Origin of the sequence: Pseudomonas sp. MWU13-2105 (genome assembly GCF_023242315.1) — a bacterium.
Lineage (GTDB): Bacteria > Pseudomonadota > Gammaproteobacteria > Pseudomonadales > Pseudomonadaceae > Aquipseudomonas.
The window spans coordinates 103,886-123,486 of the sequence record NZ_JALLIY010000003.1; the positions used below are offsets into that span (position 1 = coordinate 103,886).

Sequence of the window (19,601 nt, forward strand, 5' to 3'; positions counted from 1 at the left end):
TGCCTATTTCAGGTAACAGGCCCCGATCCAGTCCTGAGGGTTGGGTACCAGTTGCCGGGCCAGGGGCAAGTAGCGCGCATCCAGTTGCGCGGCCAGCCAGTAGAGCTTGTTGCTGCTTTTCGGCTCCCAGGTGCCGCTGTACCCGGCCTCTCCGACGTTGGCACGGTCGCGGTCAAACTTCACGCTGGTATGCACGAACTCCTGATGGCTGCGTTGACCGTTGGCATAGGGCACCAGCCAATCGAGCGAACGGACCAGGGAGGAACCGGTGGGGGCGGTGTAAGTCAGCCAGTTGCCACCGTAGGGCTTGGCCGCCAGGGCCGCCTGGACCAATGGCTCCAGGTCATAGACGACGTAGTGCAGTGCATCGCGCTCCCTGAAGTCGAACACCGAACCATCCGCCCGGAGATTGTCCGCCACCTGTTGCTGGAACAGCTGGAAGGCCTGCTCCAGCATGGCCCGATCAGCCAGCGCGGCGGCGGCCAGGGTCACCAGCTTGACGCGATGGCTCTGCCAGTTATTGATATTTTTACTGCTCTTGGAGCCATGGGACTGTCGAATCTGCGCCATGTAGCCGTTGCCGAGTTGGCGTAGGAAGGCCTGGCTGGCCTCTCGCGTTTCCGGGCGCAGCGCGCTGGCGGTGAGGGTGTAGGCATCGATCAGTTGATCGAGATTGGTTTCGTCGATCGGGTTGAAGTCCGGCTGATAGGTGCGGGTCCAGGCGGCCAGTGCCTCGTCGACCTGTTGCAGATAACGCGGGTCGGCGCTCAGGCGCCAGGCCAAGGCGGCCTGGCGCAGTACCGGCCAGTCCTTTTCCGCCGCGATGCTCTGCTCGCGAATGCCCTGGTTCGGCAGGGTACCTTCCGTATGCAGATGGGGCAGGGCGTGGATGCCATCGCCGAGATGTCCTTGTGCGGCAGCCAGCAGATGCTTGGCGGATGGGCTGGTGGCAGCGGGCTGGCAGAGGTTCATGATCTGAGGTGAGGCGGCGACAGTTGAGGCTGCGCTCGAGAAGGTGCTGAGCAATGTTGCGCTGATGCCGAAGACCCATGTTGCTGTACCGGGAAAAACTCGTGACATGCTCTATCTCAACGTTTGGTAGGTGAAACCAGTGCTGCTGGCGAGTGGTGGAAAAATTAGCACAGCGTGGTTTCTTGCTTGATGAAACCGGCGAGCGGTGGGCCGAGGCCGGCTTGCTCGCAGGCCATGAAACGACGCCAGTCGGTGGATTGCGGCGTGTCGTGCAGGAACGACATGAAGACCCCGAGAATTCCCAGGTAGCGCTCGATCAATATCGGGTCATCGGCGTGAGGATCGTTCAGCGCCGCTTCGGCGGCCGCGACCACGTCCGTCAGCTGCGCCCAGAGCTGCGCGAGGATGTGCTCGACGCAGGCCAGGTAAACCCCTTCCTTGTTGTCGAAATAGTATTGCAGCGCCGGTGCATTGACCCCGGCGGCGGTCGCGATCTGGCGCGTGGCGGCTGATGTCGAGAGTGCCGAAGGCGCTGTCGACGAAGCCCGGGCCCACTACCGCAGCGTGGTTCTCGATGCGTTGCGTGATGCTGATGTCGCCCTGGCGCGCTACGGTCACCAGCGTGAAAATGTGGTTCTGCTGCGGGATATCGAGGCTTCCTCGGCTCGCGCGGCCAGCCTGACCCGCGAACGTTACGACGCCGGCACCGCAAGCACCCTGGACTGGCTCAACGCCGAACGCACGCGTTTTGACGCGGAGCAGAATCGGGTCAGCGGCGACAGTGAATTGCTGAAAGATTTTGCTTCGTTGCACAAGGCGTTGGGGTTGGGCTGGCAGGGCTGAGTCAAGCAATAGCGACAGCGCGGCCAATGGCGCACTGCCGCATCGACTCAGGCCAGGGCGCTGGACAGATTGTTGGATATAACCGTCCGGTTTCGGCCATTGGATTTGGCCACGTACAGGGCTTTATCCGCGATATCGATCAGATGCTCGGGGGTGTCGGCTGTCGATCCGGATAAAGCACTGATACCAATGCTGATGGTGACGACTTTAGCCGGTGATTCGCAGTGTTGAATGGCGCTGCGCTCGACCTCCGTGCGAATCTTCTCGGCAATAATAAAGGCACCGACATAGTCAGTGTTCGAGAGGACAATGGCAAACTCTTCTCCGCCGTACCTGGCCGCCAGATCACCTTCCCGAGTGATGTTTCTTTTGATAATGGTGCTCACCGATTTCAGGCATTCATCGCCTTGTACGTGGCCGTAATGGTCGTTGTACTTCTTGAACAGGTCGATATCAATCAGGATCAGCGCCAGGTCGTCGGGTTTGCGCTTGGCCTTGCTTATTTCCGAGTCGATAAACAGGTCGAACTTGCGACGATTCGAGAGCCCGGTCAAGCCATCTTCGAGTGCCAGTTGTCCGAGTGCCTTGTTCGCCGCGATGTAGGCTCTTTCGGAGTGTTGCAGTTCTTTTTGGGCTTGAATCTGCCGGCTCATGATTTTTATAAGGCGATAACCCAGCAGGCCCAGAGTGAGCAGCAAGACAGAGGATATGACAAAACTCGACAAGGATTCGCGGCGCCAGTCCGCCAGGATCTCCTCTTTTTCAAAGGCGGCGATGACTACCAGGGGGTAGCCCTCGACGCGGCGAAAACTGATGACCCGTACGACATTGTCAATAAATGATCTTATTGTCGCGGTGCCCGCGGTAACACCGGGCACCAACAAGGCAAATACCTCCCCGGTTGAAATGTCCGTGCCGATTTCAGCTTCCTTGAAGGGCTTGCGTACGATGATGTGTCCAGTCGAGGAGGCCAGGTTGATGATGCCATTCTTGCCCACATCGATATTCTCATAGAGGCTGAGAAAGTATTTGAGATAGACGGTGGCTATGGCCATACCGGCAAAGCTGCCATCCGCGTGATTGATCCGGCGTGATAGGGTGATAACCCATTCGTTGGTGGCGCGGCTGCGTATGGGCGGGCCGAGGAATGGGGCGGAACTCTCATGGTCGCGATGGTAGATGAAATAGTCGCGGTCCGAGTTGTTTATGCTGGACCGATACCTGTCGTTTGAACTTAATAACCAACGTCCTTGTTCGTCGTAAATGGAGAATCCATAGATTTGTGGCAGGCGTTCTTGTTGGGCCTTTAATATTTCCTCCAGCTTTTTCAATTCCTCCGCTCCGGTGCCTTCAATATTGGCCCGGGCCTGGACCCCGAGTATGACTATGTCGGCTTGGGTGAGGGTGGCCGCTATGCTCGACGACAAGGCCTTGGAGAGGTTCGACATCTCGATCTCTTTGTCATGCAAGTGATACGCCAGGGAGTTGAAAGCCCCCCAGATACTGATGCCGATCAATGAGATGCAGACCGCCGCCACAAAGAGAATCACATGACTGATCTTGAGCTTGCTATCCGCCCACTCGGCGCTGAAAGTCGAGGTTATCTTGGTGAACATGAACAACACATCCATGTGGTTGAAATGGCTTTGTGTAGCTTATGTTTTTTTTACCAAAGTAAAATAATCTTTTTGAGTGTTTTTTGCTTTTAGTGTCTATTTTTTTGAGTGTTGGTGGTGCGTCGTTTTGTCTTGCCGCCGGGTGCGGCGGGCAGGTCCTGCTAGCACAGCGCGAGGGCCCGATCCTGAATGACCCGCTTCATCACCAGGGTGGAACCGAGGCGCTGCACGTTGGGTAGCGCGGACAGTCGTTCATCGTAAAGTCGCTGGAAAGCCGGAAGGTCCCGGGTAATCACATACAGCATATAGTCGGGGGCGCCAAAGAGCTGTTGGGCTTCGACGATTTGTGAGATGTCCGGCAAGGCCGCCTCGAAATCGCTGACGGCCTGACGGGTGCGTTGCTGGTTGAACAAGGTTTTGCCTGAGTGCTTATGCCTGACGCCACTGCGCATACTGTTGTGTCAGCGCTGTAAAGTCCTGCGGATCGGGGAATCCCTCGAAGCCATGCATGGCCCCGGTAGCGACCCAGGGCAGCTTTTCACGAGTCCAGGTTTCGATGAACGGGGCGAATTGTCGCGGGTTATCCAGCAGGCTGGAACGCACGCCGACAATCACCTCGTTGCCTGCCGGGCGAGTGAAAAGCCAACTCAGGCAGTGAGGGCAGAAGTAGTGTCGTGTTGTCCCGTGCAAGCCGCCGATCACCGGCTCACCCAGAGTGACCACGAACTGCCCGGCCGGCACCAGCGCACTGAGGGAGAACGCGCTGGCGGACATTTTCTGGCAGCCGGTGCAATGACAGGCCGTGGTGATGATCGGCCGGGCGCGCAGTTCAAACGTGACCAGGCCACAGCGGCAGCTACCGCTGGCAAAGACTGAAAGGTTCATGACCTGCCTCCTATCCTCTCAAGGCTGCGGCGAACGCTTCTGGCGTCGGGCTTTGTGGCCAGGTGGGAAGCCCGTCCGGCAGTGTCAGCCAGGGTTGTTTGTGTTGCACCCAGATATGCGCGACAGGCTGCAGGGACGGACTGTTATCCAGCGTGCCGGCGCGCAGCACTTGCAGGCCTGGCGCGGCGCTGGTGGTGTTGTAGAGTCGGGTATGACAGACGCCGCAGAGGGCGTGGCGGGCATGCAGGCCGTTGCTGTCATAGGCGTATTCGCTGATCGGCCCCGCAACGCGGATGGCGCCTTCCGGCAACAGCGCATGCAGGGCAAAAGCGCTGCCGCTCCAGGTCTGGCAGTCGCGGCAATGGCAGGCATAGACCGCCAGCGGGATGTCGGCGGCCAGGTTGTAGCTCACGGCGCGGCAGCGGCATTGGCCAGTGAGTGGCATGGGTAAAACTCCTTTAAACGTTGAGGTGGCGGACGGAGCGGGGTGCCCGTGGGATATGCTTGAGCAGCATGAGGCTGCGCCTCACGAAAGAAAATTAGCCAAAATTGCCCAGCAGCTCACAGGAAAAGTATGAACGCGCCTCAGCTACAGTGGGAAACCCAGCGTGCCTTTCTGGCGGTACTGCGCACCGGCAGTCTATCGGGGGCGGCCCGTTTGCTGGGCATTGCGCAGGCCACCGCGCGCAGGCGGATCGAGGCGTTGGAGCAGAGCGTGGGCGTCAGCCTGTTTATCCGCTCACCGGCAGGGCTGTTGCCGACAGAGATGGCCAAGGACCTGATCAGCCATGTCGAGGCCATGGCCATGGCGGCCAATGCCTTCAACCGGGCGGCGTCGGCGGATGCCGCGCTGGCGGGCGGCACGGTACGCCTGACCAGCAGCAAGCTGCTCGGGGTCGAGGTCTTGCCACCCATGCTGCGCACGCTACGGCAGGCCTATCCGCAATTGGCCGTCGAACTCAGCGTGTCGAACCGTGTGCAAGCGCTGGCCAGGCAGGAGGCCGATGTGGCGGTGCGTATCCGTCGGCCGAGCGAAGCCGCCGTGGTTACCCGCAAGGTCGGTGATTTGCAGGTCGGCTTGTATGCCACTCCCGGGTTGCTGGCGGAGCAGGGCACGCCGGACACCATCGCACAGCTGGATGGCTATCCGCTGATCGGGCCGGACCGCAATCTGGTGGAGCTGCAGTTTCTGCGCGAACGCGGCTTTGACTGCACGTCGCAGCGGACGCTGATTCGTACCGACGACCACCTCGCGCAACTGGCGGCGTTGCGCGCGGGGTTGGGCATTGGTGTCTGCTCCAGCCAACTGGCCCGGCGTCACGAGCTGGTGCGTGTGCTGCCCGAACAGGTGGATTTCTCCGTGGATGTCTGGATCGCCATGCACCAGGACATGCGCAGGGTTCAGCGCATCGCCTTGGTGTTCGATACGCTGGGAGAGTCGCTGACGCAGTTCCTGGGGACTCGCTAAATCCCCTGGGCGTCTGGTCAAGCACGCTTCCCCTGTGGCTTTCTGCTCGCGAAATTGGCCAGCAGATCGAGGCTGGAACAGAACACGAAGTAGACCAGGGCCACGAACAGGAAGATCTCCGTGGGGTGGACCATCACCCGGTTGCTGACCTGGGTCGCCACGAAGGACAGTTCGCCGACACCGATCACATAGGCCAGGGAGGTGTCCTTGATCAGCGAGATCCACTGGTTGAGGAACGACGGCAGCATGATCGGCAAGGCTTGCGGCAGGATGATCAGCCGCATGACCTGGACCGGTCCCATGCCCAGCGCGCGGGCCGCCGCCCATTGGCCGTCCGGCAGGCTCTGGATACCGGCGTGGACCGAGTATGCCAGGTAGGCGCCGCCGATCAGCGACAGGGCGCAGACCACGGTGAACAACGCCGGGATATCCACGTGGAAGATGATCGGCAGCAGGAAATAGCTCCAGAAGATCAGCATCAATACCGGGATTGCCCGCAGGAACCCCAGCAGCGTGATCAATATCCCCCGTGGCCAGCCTTTGAGGGTGCTCAGGGCAATGCCCAGCACCAGGCCCAGCACGGCTGCGCAAATGCCGGACAGAACGCTCAGGACCAGGGTCAGCGCGGCACCGCCCAGGGGGCCGTCGGGGTAGGCGCCGATCAGGAAGTATTCGAGGTTGTCGCCGATAACGGAAAAGTCCATGGCTTATGCCGCTCCCTGGCGATAACGCTTGGTCTGGCGGATCCATTGCCCGGCCACTTCAATCAGCGCGATGGCAAGGATGTAGAGCAGGGTGGCGAAGCCGAAGGACTGGAAGGTCTTGAAGGTTTCGGTCTCCACCTGGCGCGAGGCGTAGGACAGCTCGGCGAGGCCGATGGCCATGGTCAGCGAGGAGTTCTTCAGCGCGTTCATATACTGCCCGAGCAAGGGCCCGAGGGCGGTACGCAAGGCCTGGGGCAGGATGATGTAACGCCACACCTGTGCCGGCCGCAAACCCATGGCCACGCCGGCTTCGCGTTGCTGCGGGCGCACCGAGGCGACGCCGGCGCGAAATTCTTCGGCGATAAAGGCCGAGGTATACAGCGTCAACCCCCAGAAGCCGGCGATGAACTCAAAGGACGGCCAGCTGATTTCCAGGCTGGCCACGTTCGCCTCATGGGGGCTGTTCAGCCAGCTCACCAGCCCTTCGGGCAGCAGGGCGCTGAGGCCGAAATACCAGAAGAACAACTGCACCAGCAGCGGCGTATTGCGAAACAACGCCAGGTAGGCCCGTGCCGGCCAGGACGCCAGGCGCGAGTTGCCCAGGCGTGCCAGGCAGACCAGGAAGCCGAGCCCGGTGGCAATCAGGCAGACCGTGGCAGACAGGCTCAGGGTGAGGAGAAATCCATCGAACAGCCATTTCAGGTAATGCGGGCCGAGCAATTCACCAAACATCAATCACGGTGTCCATCCAGAATACAAAGAGCCCGCGCGGAAAACCGCGCGGGCCGTGGGTGTGCGGCAGGGTGGGTGATCAGCTCTTGTCGCCGATCTTGTACAGGCGGGCCAACGGTGTCTTGGTGTCCGGGCCGAACCAGGTGTCATAGATTTTCTGCGCCTGGCCTTTGCTTTCCAGTTCGACCAGCGTCTGGTTGACCACGTCGGTCAGGGCCGCCTCGCCCTTGGGCAGGCCGACGCCGATCAGGTCATTGGAAATGGTGAAGGGCGGCACTTCGTACTTGTCCTTGTCCGGGACGTTGGCCAGCAGGCCGATCAGCTTCGGACCGTCCTGGGTAATGGCTTGGACATTACCGTTGCGCAGGGCGGTGAAGGCGAACGGGGTGTCGTCATAGGCGATGACTTTGGCACCGGGGAATTTCTCCCTTAGCACGCCTTCGTTGACCGTGCCCTTGTCCACGCCGACACGCCATTTGTTCAGGTCGTCCTGGGACTTGAGGGTGCCTTTCTTGACGATGAACTGCTGGCCGGAACTGAAGTAGGGAATGCTGAAGTTGACCTGCTCGGCGCGCTCCGGGGTGATAGTGAAGTTGGCCAGGACCAGGTCGACCTTGTTGGCGACCAGCAGCGGGACGCGGTTGGCCGGGTTGGTCGGTTGCAACTGCAGCTTGACTCCCAACTTATCGGCGATGGCCTTGGCGTAGTCGACGTCCAGGCCTTCGATCTGTTTGCTCTTGGCATCGATAAAGCCGAAAGGCGGGTTGCTGTCGAACGAAGCGACGCGCAGGACGCCGGATTTCTTGATGTCTTCCAGGCGGTCGGCATGGGCCAATCCCGAAAGGACGGCGAGGGTGAGGGCAGTGAGGGCAGCTAATTTCTTCATGATGATCTCAACACTTGGTGGATGATTCTGGTGTCGAGTCTTGCAGTCCGCGAATTAACAATAAAAGAATATAAAAGAATTTGTTGATTCTTTTGTGGAATAAGCCGGTCTGTCGGGGACTTCGTGCAACCCGCAGGCTAGAGCGTTGTCGGCCACTCGCTGAAACACATGCTCCTACAACGCCAGCCCCGGCGTGTGTGAGGATCGCGGCAATCGCCGGGTGAATCCGGTGATCGACGCCCTCGGCTTGCTGCTGATCAGGCTGTTGCCCGGGATTTATTGAGCCGATGGGGCAAACCAGTGCGGCGGATGCGAGTCGTCATACGTTCTTGTTGTCCGACCGGGTAAACGAGTAGCGGTCGATATCCCGCCGGAGCTGCCAACCCTGGCTTTGCCAATAGGCGGCAGCGGCTGCATTGGTCTTGAACACGTCGAGATGGCACTTGAGGATGCCGTGGGTTTCCAGGATCGACAGGCAGCGTTCGACCAGTGCATTGGCGATGCCCTGGCGCCGATAGCGGGGCAGGACCAGCAGGTGCTGCAAGTAGCCCCGGCGACCGTCATGCCCGCACATGATGCAGCCAGCGAGGTCACCATCGACTTCCGCTATGAAGCTCATCCCCGGATTTCGCTCCAGGTACCGGGCGGTCGACTCACGGGAGTCGGCATCACGCAGGGAGATGCCCGGAGTATTGCGCATCAGGTCGATGACCGCAGGGTAATCGTCCATTGTCATGGCGCGGATATTGAGCATGGGGCTGAGCCTGGCTGAGTGGATTGTCCGATCCATCAGCCTATCAGAAGCCACTCAAGGGTTGTCACGCCGATCTGGCAAGGCGTCTTGCTGGCGGATGCGCGTTCTGCTTTTATGACTCGATCGGCAGTGCGGAGACTGGTTTCGCGAAGCCTGTTCTGGAGAAGTGTTGATGTTCTTGATCCTTGCCCTGATCGCCACCCTCATCGTATGGGGATGGTGGACCTATCCGCGGATAGGAGGGTTGTTGTTCGACCTGATTACCCGCCTGGAAGCACGGCTCTCCCGGGTGACGGAAGTCCCGGTGGCGATTGAGCGGATGACCTTGGCGACTTTCCAGGGCGGGGCCCGGCACAACGCGCCGCCGCTGTTGCTGATCCACGGCTTCAGTGCCGACAAGAACCTCTGGCTACGTTTTGTGCGGTCTTTCGTTGCCGACCACCGGGTACTCATTCCCGACCTGGCCGGGCACGGTAAAAGTGGCTTCGAAGCGGGCGGCGACTACAGCATCGCGGCCCAGGCGCAACGCATGGTCGAGATGCTGGACGCCAGCGGGATCGACAAGGTGCATGTGGTCGGCAGTTCCATGGGCGCTTACATCGGCACCTGGTTGGCGGCGCATTACCCGGAGCGGGTGCTGTCGTTGGCGTTGATGGGCCCCGTGGGCGTCAACCTGCCGCAACCCAATGAAGTGGAAGAGTTGGTCAAGCAAGGCCGGAACCCTTTTCTGATCCACTCGCGGGCGGAGTTCGATCGGTTCTTCGCCATGACCATGGCCTCGCCCCCCTGGATCCCGGGGGTGTTGCTGGCGGCGGAGTCGCAAACCTATATCGACCGGCGCGCTGAGCTGGCGGAAATTTTCGATGACTTCCATGACAGCCCGCGCATGGAACCCTGGCTGAGCCGCGTCCGTGTTCCGACCTTGCTGCTGTGGGGCCGTGAAGACCGCATGGTCCCCCTGGCCAGTGCCCAGACCTGGATGGCGGGGATTCCCCATGCACGGTTGGAGTGCTGGGACGGCGTGGGTCATCTGCCGATGGTCGAGCGGCCGGAACGGACGGCCGCGCAGTATCGCGAGTTCTTGAACGGGGTCAGGGAGTCTTGTATCGCCTGAACGGCCCTCATCGCCAGCAAGCTGGCTCCTACAGGTTCTTTTGCGTTTTTCAGATCCGGGGTTGCGGGCTCCGGGATTCAGCATGTTGCCGGGGGCATTTGCCAAGGCATCTGATGGTTACAGCATTGTCACCCGCGATGACGGCAGCCAACAGTGGGCCTACAAGAACATGCCGCTCTATAGCTGGGTCAAGGACAGCAAGCCGGGTGACACGTCGATAGGGGCCGGCTTTGCCAGAAGGCACCGGCCGGGGTTGTCGAATAGCGCTTTGCAACTACTGGAAGTGCTCTCCAAACCAGTATTGTGCGGTCACCCCGCCGTCCATGAGGAAGTCGCTGCCGGTAATGAAGGTACCTTCCGGTCCCATCAACAGGGCACCGAGCGCGCCGACTTCATCGGGGGTGCCGCCGCGCTTCGCGGCGCAGGAGTCGATCATGCGCCGATAGCCTTCGCCCCGTGGCCCCGACAGTTCGTCCCTGGCCAGGGGGGTAAAGATGATGCCCGGGCTGATGGTGTTGACCCGCGCACCACGTTTGCCCCAACGCACCGCTTCGGCCATGACCCGCAGGGAATTGCCGCGTTTGGAGATCTGGTAGGCGTTCAGCGGGTCCGTCACCTGGTCGGGTTGCAGCATCGGCAGCGCCAGCAGTTCGTCGGCCGGTGTCAGGGCCAGGGCCTTGTTCTGCTCGGGTGCCAAGGCGGGTAGGCGGTGGCCCGATTGCGAGGCGATGACGATGGCGGAGCCGCCCTTGGCGATCACATTACCGAACTCTTCCAGCACCAACGCCGTGCCATACAGGTCGACCAGCAGGATCGTCGCCGGAGGCGCTTGCGAGGGCGAAACCCCGGCGGCGTGAATCACCCCGGTGATATCGCCGATGGCCGTGGCGGTCTTGACCAGGGCTTGCACCGACGCTCGTGAAGAAACATCGACACTCGCCGTGGTGACCTCGAATCCGGCGTCACTGAGGACCTTGGCGGCCGCGGCTGCGTTCTCTTCCCGCAAGTCCGCCAGTACGACGTGCTTGCCCGCGCTGACCCGTCGTGCGATGGCTTGCCCGATGGAGCCGGCGCCAATCACTACTGTGACGTTTGTCATGTTCATTTCTCCGTTGGGTCTCCGTGACGTCTACCTGAACCGCCGATCCCGGCAGGCCCGGTTGTTGGGTCGGATCAATATACGGGGTGAGCAACGGCTTGATTAGCCGAGCAAACCTGCGTTGCCTTGTGAGGCAGATTCAACAATCAGCCTTGTTTGTCCCGGGCGTCGAGCACTTCCTCCAGCACCGGCACCGCCGACATTGCATTCGGCCAACCGGAGTAGAACGCCAGGTGGGTGATCAGGGCACTGATTTCACTTGGCTTCACGCCATTGTCGAGCCCCAGCTTGATGTGTCCGGCGAGCTGCGCGCTCTGTCCACTGGCGACCAGCGCGACGAGGGTGATCAGGCTGCGGTCGCGAGGCGCCAGTTCCTCGCGCTTCCAGACTTCGCCGAAGAGTAGCTGGGTGGTGTAGTGGTACAACTACGGTGTGACTTCAAGCACATCCGGAGAGGGTTTTGGGTCGGGTCGAGGCAGGCCCTGGTCAGCGCCGACCAGGGCCGAGAAACATAATGTGGCGAAGGCGCTGGTTAGTTTTTTCATGCAATCGACTCCTGAGATGAACGGCAATACCGCGGTGGCGGCGGTGCCTCATATTAAGAAGCTCAGATAGATTCATTAAGATCATTAACCTGCATGAAGTCATGAGTGCTGTTCATGAGTGGTCGAAGGGCCATGGCGCTATAATTCCGAGTATTCATGCTAGGAACTCATCAATGGCCCGGGAAAGTTACAACGATCTGCTGGCGTTTCTGGCCGTGACCCGCGAGCGCAGTTTCACCCGTGCCGCCGCTCAACTGGGGGTTTCGCAGTCGGCCCTGAGCCACACCATCCGTGCCCTGGAGGCGCGGCTTGGCGTTCGCCTGCTGACCCGCACCACCCGCAGTGTGGCGCCGACCGAGGCGGGCGAGCAGCTATACAACAGCCTGGCACCGCGCTTCGAGGAGATCGACGCGGGCCTGGCCGAGGTCATCGAGTTGCGCGACAGCCCGCGCGGCACCATCCGCATCACCGCCACCGATTACGCGGCCAACAGCGTGCTGTGGCCGAGGTTGGCGCCGTTCATGTCGCAGTACCCCGATATCAAGGTCGAAATCATGATCGACTACGGGCTGACCGATATCGTTGCCGAGCGCTACGATATCGGCGTACGTCTGGGCGATCAGGTGGCCCAGGACATGATCGCGGTACGCGTTGCACCGGACCTGCGCATGGTCATCGTTGCCGCGCCGTCCTACCTGCGGACCCATCCGGCGCCGCTCCAGCCGGACGACCTGGTCCACCACAACTGCATCAACTTGCGCTTGCCCACCCACGGCGGTTGTTATCCCTGGGAGCTGAAAAAGGGCAAGAGCGAACTGCAGGTGCGGGTGGAGGGGCAACTGACTTTCAACAGTTCCTATCAGATGCTCGAAGCGGCGCTCAGTGGCTGCGGACTCGCGTTCATCCCGCAAGACCTGGCGGCGCCGCACGTTGCTGCCGGACGCTTGCAGTGGGTACTGGAAGACTGGTTTCCGACCTTTCCCGGACTGCATATCTACTATCCCAGTCGCCGCCAATCGTCCCGGGCGTTGGGCCTGGTGATCGCGGCCCTGCGATACACCGCAGACTCATGAAGTGTGCTCATGACTGCATCCGGGTTTTCGCTCTTAATCATCAATCGGCTTGTGACTAGGATGCTTGCACGGCCTTGAGCAACGTCTCGGCCATCCTGTTTCAACGTTGATGGAAGGTGACCGATGAACTACCGCTATCTGGGCCGTAGCGCCCTGAAAGTTTCTCCCCTGTGCCTGGGCGCGATGATGTTTGGCGGCGAGACCGACGAGGCGACCTCCCGGCGCATCATCGACAAGGCCGCGGCCAGCGGCATCAACTTCATCGACAGCGCCGATGCCTATCACGCCGGCCGTTCGGAAGAAGTGGTGGGCCGTGCGATTGCCGAGCAGCGTGATCGTTGGGTAGTGGCCACCAAGTTCGGCTATCCGTCGTCCGCGAGCGCCGGCCCGAACGAGCAGGGCCAGTCACGCAAATGGATCATGCAAAGCGTCGAGGCCAGCCTCAGGCGCCTGGGTACGGACTATATCGACGTCCTGTATTTTCACCGTGCCCTGACTGACGCACCGATGGAGGAGGGGATTCGTGCCGTCGGAGACCTGATTCGCCAAGGCAAGATCCGTTACTACGGCGTGTCCAATTTCCACGGTTGGCGCATTGCCGAAATGGTCCGTATCGCCGACCAACTGGGTATCGAGCGGCCGGTGGTCAGCCAGCCGCTGTACAACATCGTCAACCGCACGGCGGAAGTCGAGCAACTGCCGGTGGCGGGCAATTATGGCTTGGGTGTGGTGCCTTACAGCCCGCTGGCGCGTGGCGTGCTGAGTGGCAAATATGTACCTGATGCACCGCCGCCAGCGGATACCCGAGCGGGGCGTGGCGACAAGCGCATCCAGCAGACCGAATGGCGCCCGGAGTCGCTGGCAATCGCCCAGGTCATTGCCCGTCATGCGGCCGAGCGAGGCACCACCTCCGTTGCCTTTGCGATCGCCTGGGTGTTGAAAAACACCTTGATCAGCGCCGCTATCGCCGGTCCGCGTACCGAGGCACATTGGGACAGCTACATGGATGCACTTGGGCTGGAGCTGGGGCCGGACGACGAGAAACTGGTCGACGGCCTGGTTGTGCCTGGGTATGCGTCGACCCATGGTTTTACTGATCCGGGGTATCCGGTAGAGGGTCGCAGGGTGCCTTGAAGGGCTGGCCTATGTCTTGTCGATTCTTGGGGAAAATAGTGTGATTGCCCGATATCCGATATCCTGTCGGGCTCCCTGCACACAAGCGAATCATGCTATGCCCAGGTTCTCTTTCGCCATCCGCGTGTTGTTCGCGTGTTGCCTGCTGGTTGCCACCGCCAACCATTTGCGAGCAGATTTCCAGTATGGGTTGTTCTGGGACTATGGCTACGGGGAGAGCGCGCACTGGGCCAGCCGTGGGTTCTGGGGCGCGCTGACGGTTCTCGATCCGTTGGCCGCGCTGCTGCTGTTCATCAAGCCCAGGGCGGGTATTGTCCTGACCGCCGCCATTATCGTGGCTGACGTTGCCCACAATACCTACTACGTTGCGCTGAATCGGCAGTGGCTGGCGTCTTTCTACCTCTCTCAGGTGGCTTTTCTTATTATGGTCACGTTGCTTTCGCCTATGGTCTGGAGGGTGGCTTCCAGCCATCTGCGTTCCGATTCGTAAGTCTTGTCAAACTGAACGATGACTGAACGACCTTCGCATAGGGGCGAATCAGGCCAAATGCCAGACATGTAAATCATGTTGTCTCTGATATTGTTTGGCCGTTATTTATGTTTAGGCGTTGGGTCAAATAAATTCAGCAAGGGATACTGCGATTTGATCAAGTACAGTTCCTTAAATGGGGGAGGGCGCTACGCCTTGTTCTTCATGGTTCTATGTGTATTCAGCTTGCCCTTTCAGCTATTTCCGTCCCATTCGGATTTTGGTCTTCAAGGAGCAACAGTCGAATCGTTCACGGGGACGTTCATTCACGTAATACATAGCAAGGGCGCGGGTGTCAGTCTCCTGACAAAGAGCCTGGAAACCGGACGCTACCAGAAATTCTCAGTCGGTCGCCTGAGTATTTTCAGCGATAGGGTTGGTTACCTCAGAGGGCAACCTATTGAGCTGAATCATCTGGCAGGTCAGGTGTTGACCTGTCAGATCAACGGTGTCGAATTCTGTACTGCGCGTTGCTGGGATTCAGCCAGCTGCATTGCACTGGAACGCTCGGATAGTGACAAGCTCAACAAAGCCTTCCCGTGGATGTTTTTAGTTTTCGCTGTGTTCTTCGTGGTGGTGTCCTTCATACAGCATCTGCGCCGTAAGCGCTCGGACAGGGCACGAGGGTGATTCAATGCGATTTTTGCCAGACGCAGCTTTGTTAGGTGTTCAGTCCCGGAGGGTTGCACCAGTCACCGGGGGTAGCGCCGTTACCGTAGCGGCTGGTATCGATCACCATGGCTTTTGCATAACCGTAATCAGCAGACAGCTTCGCATTGATCGCATCGCCGTAGCTACGGAACTGGTCGAGGTTATAGAAGTTGGAGACATTCAAGGCAAAGCCCCGCGCATTCCTCACGCCCGCCGCATTCAGGTAGCCGGCCATGGTGGCTGTAGGTTTCCAGCCCGAATTCCCCGCGTCCAGGTAAACCTCTGCCAAGGGCGCGCGCTGCTTGAAGCCGGACACCGCGTAATTGAACAACTCCAGGCGTTCATCGCGCTTTGGCAGGGTCAGGCATTCACTGTCTGCCAACGCATCCGGCTCCAGAATGACTAAGGCTGGCTTGTCGCCGATGCCATTGATAAACCGGTCTATCCAGTCCCGATATTCCACGGCATTTGCCGCCCCGCCCGCCGATGCGCCACCGCTGCAGTCACGACCGGGCAGATTGTACGCAACAAGAATAGGGGGCTTATGGGCCTTGTCTGCCGCCCCAACGTATTGGCTAATGATGTCGGTGAGCTTGTCCGTTGCTTGGCTGGTGCCGGTCAGCCATTGAGCGCTGGGGACACTGGCAATCGACGTCTGGATTTTTGTCGAGAGAGGCGACTCGGAATTCTGCTTCACCCACTGGGCGGCAGGTGATCCGGGATTGACGTAAAAGCTGTCGGTGGCATTGGCTGCCGCTTCCACGGATATGAAGATGATGCAGGCGGCAAGAACGGTGGCCTTGGGCATTGACTGCTTTCTCTTCAAAGCTGGGCGATGGTGGATGGCGAGCGTAACACCTCTGGTTTCCGCCAAGTGATAGATGGAGCCGACCTGATTCCCGTTGCCCATTTTGTTGGTCTAGACAAAAAATAGAGCACGATGCAAGCTCAAGCTTGGGAGAACAATGATTTTCTTAAAGGAGAGTTGAGTGTGATATTAATCCTGTTTTTACTGGGCGTGATTCTATTTTTGCCGTATTACTCGGCGGCTCTTGAAGTTAGGTTGAAACGGGAAAAAAAATTTCAACCGTTCAGGGTAATGGAAAATCTTAGGGTTGGGGCGGGTGGGAGATATGTGCTTCCTGTATTTGGGATGATGCTCATGGTCCTTGGTTTGAATGTGTATCTGTTTTCCGATGAACCTTCCCCTGTGAGTGATGAAGACCTGATTCGGGTTGTTTTGGCTGTGCTGTTGGTCGGGAGTGCACTTTTTTATGGTTATATGAGGAAAGATGTTTTAGTGCGAGAGGCCGAGGGGGTTGATAGTGGGGCAGAGGGCTTAAAGTATAGGCAGGCAAAAAAGAATAAAATTGCTTGTGCGCTGAAGGCGTTGAGAGATCTTTTGTTCGTTTGTGCGGTTTTTATCTTGTTTTTTGTGTTGAAGCACTATGTCATTCTATAGTTGTGAATCGCTAATGGGGTAGTGATGTGGTTGGGCGTGATTTACTTTGTTCCGGCTTTTGCCTGGGTTCTTTAGGTCCATGGCAAAGGCCAGCATGCCTGCGAAGGAGGCGGCGGGAATCGCGAACTGTTCGTAGAACGCCGTAATACCCTTGGCCACCTCCAGCTCACAAGGAAAAGCGCGCCAGCATCCCGTCCAGTTCCACCGCCAGACGCCCGAGCTCCTGGCTGGCGTTGCTGGTTTGCGCGGCACCGCTGGCGGTTTGCATGGACAGGTCGCGGATGCGCACCAGGTTGTGGTCCACCTCTCGGGCCACCTGGGCCTGCTGCTCGGCAGCGGTGGCGATCACCAGGTTGCGCTCGTCAATGCCGGCCACCGACCGGGAGATGCTCCCCAGCACATCCTTGGCCACCTGCGCCCGCTGGCGTGTGCGGCCAGCCTGGGCGGCGCTTTCGGCCAGGGCCAGGACGGTGTCGCCGGTACCCTGATGAATACCGTCCATCATCTTTTCGATTTCCCGGGTTGAAGCATCGGTACGCTGCGCCAGGCCGCGCACTTCATCGGCCACCACGGCAAAACCGCGCCCCGCGTCACCGGCCCGCGCCGCCTCGATGGCCGCATTGAGCGCCAACAGGTTGGTCTGGGCGGCCACGCTGCGGATCACTTCCAGCACCTTGCTGATGCCCTGGGTCTCGATCGCCAGGGCCTGGGCACGCAGGCTGGCCTGCTCGACCTGATCGGCCAGGACGCTGATATCGGCCATGGTCTCGTCCAATTGCTGCTGGCCTTCGCGCACGGCGGTGCTGGAGCTGCGCGACTCGCTGGAGGTCTCCACGGCATTGCGGGCGACTTCCTCGACCACCTGGCTCATCTGGGTAACGGCGGTGGCGGCGTGTTCGATCTCACCGTATTGCTGATGCAGGTCCTGGGCGCTGTCATGCATGATCGCGCCCATCTCTTGGGTGGCGGCGTTCAGGCGGCCGACAGCGCCACCGATCTGCTTGATCACCGCGTGCAATTGATCGCGCATATGCCCGAGCATCTGCAGCAGTTGCGCCACCTCGTCCTGGCCATGGGCGATCACCAACTGGCTGAGGTCGCCGGCGGCCACGGTCTTGGCCACCTGCAAGGCCTGGCGCAGCGGCCGGGTGATACTCACGCTCAGGCGCCAGGCCTGCAACAGCATCAGTACCAGCGCCACGGCAATCACAATGGGCAACAGCAGTTGGACTTTCTTGAAGGTGCTGGCGGTGTTTTCCAGGGCCTGCGCGGTGGTCTGCTTGTTCAGTTCACGAAGCAATTGCACCTGCATGTCCATCAACGAACCCTGGTTGGCCAGGTCGTTGTTGGACAGGTTGGCGGCTTCGCTGATTTTCTTCTGCTCGACCAGGTCGATGGCCTGCTTGAACAGGCTGACAAACTGCAGCGAAGCGTCCTGCAGTAATTTGATCGAGTCCCGTTCCGTGCCTTCCGGGACCTTGGCCAGGTACTCGGTAAACCCTTGGCTCACCTCGGCACTGAGCTGTTGCAGGTTGATCTTGCGATTGACCAGTTCGGCCGGGTCGTTGGCGTACACCAGCAACAGTGCGGCCTCGGTGCGCATTTTTGCCAGGTCGATGGCGATGGCGTCGGCCTGGGCGATACTCGACAGCGGTCCTTGCTCGATCAACTCGCCTTGGTGGCGAATGTGCTGCATAGCCATCAGACACAACCCGCCCAGGGCCGCGAGCAGCAAGGCGCAGAGGCCGAAGCTGGCCAGCAGGCGCTTGCCGATACTCAGGCGGCGCAGCAGGGCGGGTCGGTGGGAAGGTTTGCGGAGAAAGGCGAAACGAAGGTTCACGGCGTCGGGCTCTTTATGAGGAACTACGCCAACGGTTGTAACAATGTTGCATGATGGCTTTATGACGCTTTTGTGGATGACAGGAATTTCATGTTCGGACTTTGCAGGCGCTCTAGGGATTTTCCTACCCTGTCTCCTGTCATCCCTACCCCAAAATAGGGATGCTCCGATGGTGGTGGCTGCGCGCGGGCGGCGATGATGTCTTAACGCCAGTCAGCTCTCAGAGCATTTATGGCGCGATTCGCTGCACCGCGTTTACGCATGTCGGGACGACTTCGCGGATGACGGATCAACGATATCCAGCCGCTCCCGACCACGGTGGGCGGGGATTGGCAATTGAGTGCTCTAGGGGGTGGTGATGGCAGGTCTGATGGACTCCGTGAACAGTCGGACCCAGTTGGTGGGGCAGAACCGCCTCGAGCTGCTGTTGTTCCGCTTCGACGAGCATCAACTTTATGGGATCAACGTGTTCAAGGTGCGTGAGGTCATGCCCTGTCCTGCGTTGCACATCATGCCCAAGTCCCACCCCGTGGTCTGCGGCGTGGCGAATATTCGCGGTACCTCCATCCCGATCCTCGATCTGGCGCGGGCCACCGGGTTGCCGGGCGTCCAGGACATGGCCTCGGCGTTTGTGATCATTACCGAGTACAACACCAAGACCCAGGGTTTTCTGGTTTCGGCGGTCGAGCATATTGTGAACCTGAACTGGGAGGATATTCATCCGCCACCCAAGGGCAGTGGCTCCGATCATTACCTGACCGCCGTGACCCGGGTCGATAACCGGCTGGTGGAAATCATTGATGTCGAGAAGGTGTTGTCCGAGGTGGCGCCCACCAGCGAAGTCATCTCCCTGGGGGTGATCGATGCCCAGACCAATGCCAAGGCCCCCGAATTCCTGGTACTGACGGTGGACGACTCGGTCGTGGCCCGCAAGCAGGTCAGTCGCTGCCTGGAGTCGGTGGGTGTGAAGGTGATAGCGCTCAACGATGGTCGCCAGGCCCTGGACTACCTGCATGGCATGCTCGACGAGGGAAAGTCGCCGGCGGACGATCTGCTGATGATGATCTCCGATATAGAAATGCCGGAGATGGACGGTTACACCCTGACGGCGGAGGTGAGAAATGATCCTCGGCTGCAGAAGCTGCATATTGTTTTGCACACCTCCTTATCCGGCATTTTCAACCAGGCGATGATCAAGAAAGTCGGGGCGGACGACTTTTTGGCCAAGTTTCGCCCCGATGACCTGGCCAGTCGCGTGGTTGAGCGTATACAGGCGGTCGGGAAGGGCTGATCG

21 protein-coding genes and 3 pseudogenes are annotated in these 19,601 nt (G+C 59.8%); 10 read left to right on the forward strand and 14 right to left on the reverse strand.

Annotated features, from left to right (window positions below; all coding sequences use genetic code 11):
* Positions 1 to 3: 3 nt before the first annotated feature.
* Both M5B96_RS05250 and M5B96_RS05255 read right to left on the reverse strand, forming a co-directional pair.
* Positions 4 to 1,080, reverse strand: coding sequence for an alginate lyase family protein (locus tag M5B96_RS05250; RefSeq protein WP_248795553.1), 1,077 nt, complete (start codon positions 1,078 to 1,080; stop codon positions 4 to 6).
* Positions 1,081 to 1,136: 56 nt separating this feature from the next.
* The gene (locus M5B96_RS05255; protein ID WP_248795554.1) at positions 1,137 to 1,346 is read right to left on the reverse strand and encodes a hypothetical protein; all 210 of its coding nucleotides are present in this window, start codon (positions 1,344 to 1,346) and stop codon (positions 1,137 to 1,139) included.
* A gap of 97 nt (positions 1,347 to 1,443) precedes the next feature.
* On the opposite strand from M5B96_RS05255, the pseudogene M5B96_RS05265 reads away from it, so the two are divergent.
* Positions 1,444 to 1,815: pseudogene (locus M5B96_RS05265) on the forward strand (TolC family protein); the annotation flags it as partial.
* A gap of 47 nt (positions 1,816 to 1,862) precedes the next feature.
* Here M5B96_RS05265 and M5B96_RS05270 read toward each other — a convergent pair.
* From M5B96_RS05270 to M5B96_RS05285, 4 genes and pseudogenes are all read right to left on the reverse strand, one after another.
* Positions 1,863 to 3,431 (reverse strand): sensor domain-containing diguanylate cyclase, encoded by a 1,569-nt coding sequence (locus tag M5B96_RS05270; RefSeq protein WP_248795555.1) that lies wholly within the window; start codon positions 3,429 to 3,431, stop codon positions 1,863 to 1,865.
* Between the two features lie 161 nt (positions 3,432 to 3,592).
* Positions 3,593 to 3,826: pseudogene (locus tag M5B96_RS05275) on the reverse strand (Lrp/AsnC ligand binding domain-containing protein); the annotation flags it as partial.
* Positions 3,827 to 3,860: 34 nt separating this feature from the next.
* Complete coding sequence (locus M5B96_RS05280; RefSeq protein WP_248795556.1) at positions 3,861 to 4,316, reverse strand: GFA family protein; 456 nt, start codon at positions 4,314 to 4,316, stop codon at positions 3,861 to 3,863.
* Positions 4,317 to 4,326: 10 nt separating this feature from the next.
* On the reverse strand, positions 4,327 to 4,761 hold the full coding sequence (locus M5B96_RS05285) for a GFA family protein (RefSeq protein ID WP_248795557.1): 435 nt from the start codon (positions 4,759 to 4,761) through the stop codon (positions 4,327 to 4,329).
* 129 nt (positions 4,762 to 4,890) lie between these two features.
* Between M5B96_RS05285 and M5B96_RS05290 the strand changes: the two genes are divergently transcribed.
* A complete protein-coding gene (locus M5B96_RS05290) occupies positions 4,891 to 5,784 on the forward strand; it encodes a LysR family transcriptional regulator (RefSeq protein ID WP_248795559.1) in 894 nt (297 codons plus the stop codon).
* Positions 5,785 to 5,801: 17 nt separating this feature from the next.
* On the opposite strand, the gene M5B96_RS05295 is transcribed toward M5B96_RS05290, so the two are convergent.
* The 4 genes from M5B96_RS05295 to M5B96_RS05310 all read right to left on the reverse strand — a co-directional run bounded on the left by M5B96_RS05295 (position 5,802) and on the right by M5B96_RS05310 (position 8,860).
* The gene (locus M5B96_RS05295) at positions 5,802 to 6,488 is read right to left on the reverse strand and encodes an amino acid ABC transporter permease (protein ID WP_248795561.1); all 687 of its coding nucleotides are present in this window, start codon (positions 6,486 to 6,488) and stop codon (positions 5,802 to 5,804) included.
* A 3-nt stretch (positions 6,489 to 6,491) separates the two neighbouring features.
* Positions 6,492 to 7,220 carry an amino acid ABC transporter permease gene (locus M5B96_RS05300; protein WP_248795563.1) on the reverse strand — a complete coding sequence of 243 codons (729 nt, stop codon included), beginning with the start codon at positions 7,218 to 7,220 and terminating at the stop codon, positions 6,492 to 6,494.
* A 79-nt stretch (positions 7,221 to 7,299) separates the two neighbouring features.
* Positions 7,300 to 8,106, reverse strand: a complete 807-nt coding sequence (locus tag M5B96_RS05305) for an ABC transporter substrate-binding protein (RefSeq protein ID WP_248795565.1) — start codon at positions 8,104 to 8,106, stop codon at positions 7,300 to 7,302.
* Between the two features lie 319 nt (positions 8,107 to 8,425).
* Entirely contained in the window at positions 8,426 to 8,860 is a 435-nt protein-coding gene (locus M5B96_RS05310) for a GNAT family N-acetyltransferase (protein ID WP_248795566.1), read from the reverse strand.
* 172 nt (positions 8,861 to 9,032) lie between these two features.
* Between M5B96_RS05310 and M5B96_RS05315 the strand changes: the two genes are divergently transcribed.
* Together M5B96_RS05315 and M5B96_RS32505 are read left to right on the forward strand one after the other, a co-directional pair.
* A complete protein-coding gene (locus M5B96_RS05315) occupies positions 9,033 to 9,974 on the forward strand; it encodes an alpha/beta fold hydrolase (protein ID WP_248795568.1) in 942 nt (313 codons plus the stop codon).
* A gap of 94 nt (positions 9,975 to 10,068) precedes the next feature.
* Positions 10,069 to 10,191 (forward strand): annotated as a pseudogene (locus M5B96_RS32505) (hypothetical protein); the annotation flags it as partial.
* A 57-nt stretch (positions 10,192 to 10,248) separates the two neighbouring features.
* Here the strand turns inward: M5B96_RS32505 and M5B96_RS05325 are convergent.
* Both M5B96_RS05325 and M5B96_RS05330 read right to left on the reverse strand, forming a co-directional pair.
* Entirely contained in the window at positions 10,249 to 11,073 is an 825-nt protein-coding gene (locus M5B96_RS05325; protein WP_248795570.1) for an SDR family oxidoreductase, read from the reverse strand.
* Between the two features lie 146 nt (positions 11,074 to 11,219).
* Positions 11,220 to 11,498, reverse strand: coding sequence for a carboxymuconolactone decarboxylase family protein (locus M5B96_RS05330; RefSeq protein WP_412548582.1), 279 nt, complete (start codon positions 11,496 to 11,498; stop codon positions 11,220 to 11,222).
* A 293-nt stretch (positions 11,499 to 11,791) separates the two neighbouring features.
* Between M5B96_RS05330 and M5B96_RS05335 the strand changes: the two genes are divergently transcribed.
* From M5B96_RS05335 to M5B96_RS05350, 4 genes are all read left to right on the forward strand, one after another.
* A complete protein-coding gene (locus tag M5B96_RS05335) occupies positions 11,792 to 12,691 on the forward strand; it encodes a LysR family transcriptional regulator (RefSeq protein WP_248795572.1) in 900 nt (299 codons plus the stop codon).
* A gap of 123 nt (positions 12,692 to 12,814) precedes the next feature.
* Positions 12,815 to 13,825: an aldo/keto reductase gene (locus tag M5B96_RS05340; protein WP_248795574.1), complete on the forward strand. Its 1,011-nt coding sequence runs from the start codon at positions 12,815 to 12,817 to the stop codon at positions 13,823 to 13,825.
* Between the two features lie 97 nt (positions 13,826 to 13,922).
* Positions 13,923 to 14,315, forward strand: a complete 393-nt coding sequence (locus M5B96_RS05345) for a hypothetical protein (RefSeq protein ID WP_248795576.1) — start codon at positions 13,923 to 13,925, stop codon at positions 14,313 to 14,315.
* Positions 14,316 to 14,468: 153 nt separating this feature from the next.
* Positions 14,469 to 14,984: a hypothetical protein gene (locus M5B96_RS05350; protein ID WP_248795578.1), complete on the forward strand. Its 516-nt coding sequence runs from the start codon at positions 14,469 to 14,471 to the stop codon at positions 14,982 to 14,984.
* A 31-nt stretch (positions 14,985 to 15,015) separates the two neighbouring features.
* On the opposite strand, the gene M5B96_RS05355 is transcribed toward M5B96_RS05350, so the two are convergent.
* Positions 15,016 to 15,813 carry a glycoside hydrolase family 6 protein gene (locus tag M5B96_RS05355; protein WP_248795580.1) on the reverse strand — a complete coding sequence of 266 codons (798 nt, stop codon included), beginning with the start codon at positions 15,811 to 15,813 and terminating at the stop codon, positions 15,016 to 15,018.
* Between the two features lie 132 nt (positions 15,814 to 15,945).
* On the opposite strand from M5B96_RS05355, the gene M5B96_RS05360 reads away from it, so the two are divergent.
* Positions 15,946 to 16,467: a hypothetical protein gene (locus M5B96_RS05360; RefSeq protein WP_248795583.1), complete on the forward strand. Its 522-nt coding sequence runs from the start codon at positions 15,946 to 15,948 to the stop codon at positions 16,465 to 16,467.
* A gap of 166 nt (positions 16,468 to 16,633) precedes the next feature.
* Here the strand turns inward: M5B96_RS05360 and M5B96_RS05365 are convergent, their stop codons facing one another.
* Positions 16,634 to 18,307: a methyl-accepting chemotaxis protein gene (locus tag M5B96_RS05365; RefSeq protein WP_248795585.1), complete on the reverse strand. Its 1,674-nt coding sequence runs from the start codon at positions 18,305 to 18,307 to the stop codon at positions 16,634 to 16,636.
* A 358-nt stretch (positions 18,308 to 18,665) separates the two neighbouring features.
* Between M5B96_RS05365 and M5B96_RS05370 the strand changes: the two genes are divergently transcribed.
* The gene (locus M5B96_RS05370) at positions 18,666 to 19,598 is read left to right on the forward strand and encodes a chemotaxis protein CheV (protein ID WP_152739630.1); all 933 of its coding nucleotides are present in this window, start codon (positions 18,666 to 18,668) and stop codon (positions 19,596 to 19,598) included.
* Positions 19,599 to 19,601 lie beyond the last annotated feature (3 nt).